Source organism: Streptomyces prasinopilosus, from assembly GCF_001419695.1.
In the GTDB taxonomy this organism is placed as follows: domain Bacteria; phylum Actinomycetota; class Actinomycetes; order Streptomycetales; family Streptomycetaceae; genus Streptomyces; species Streptomyces prasinopilosus.
Map to the genome: position 1 here is coordinate 749 of NZ_LIRG01000908.1, position 534 is coordinate 1,282.

Genomic DNA, 534 nt, shown 5'->3' on the forward strand with positions numbered 1-534 from the left:
TCCCGGACCCCGTGCGTCCTTCTCGGGTCCGTGCGCCCTCCCGGTCCTCCGTGCGTCAGGTCAGCCGGTCATCGACCGCACCGACGCGTACACGTCGAAGACGGCGAGCGTCAGCGGCACCAGCGTCAGCAGGACGAAGCCCTCGGCGAGCTCCAGGAAGCGGCCCCAGAAGGGCGTGAGCCCGCTGCGCGAGGCCACCAGACCGATCGTGGTGATCAGCGCCGATGCCGCCGCGATGGCCGCGACCAGCCAGATCGTACGGATGTCGAGGCCGGTCCGGTCCCCCGTCAGCGCCTCGCGGACCAGGGCGTCCGGCATGTTGAGCGCCAGGCCGAGACCGAGCGCGAGCAGGGAGCCGAGTCCTGCCGCCAGCAGGGTGGCGACCTGTGCGGTGTAGCGGAACAGCTGCGCGCGCATGAGCAGGGCGATTCCGGTGGCCAGGGCCAGCAGCAGCGCCCAGAGGCCGTCGGAGAAGCCGAGCACGAGAGCGGAACCGACCGCGAGCAGGGAGCAGCCGCCGACCAGGCCGACCAG

At 72.3% G+C, this 534-nt stretch carries 1 pseudogene; it reads right to left on the reverse strand.

Features of this window, described 5'->3' with window-relative positions:
* Positions 1-60: 60 nt before the first annotated feature.
* Positions 61-534, reverse strand: a pseudogene (locus AOK18_RS28360) (type VII secretion integral membrane protein EccD); the annotation flags it as partial.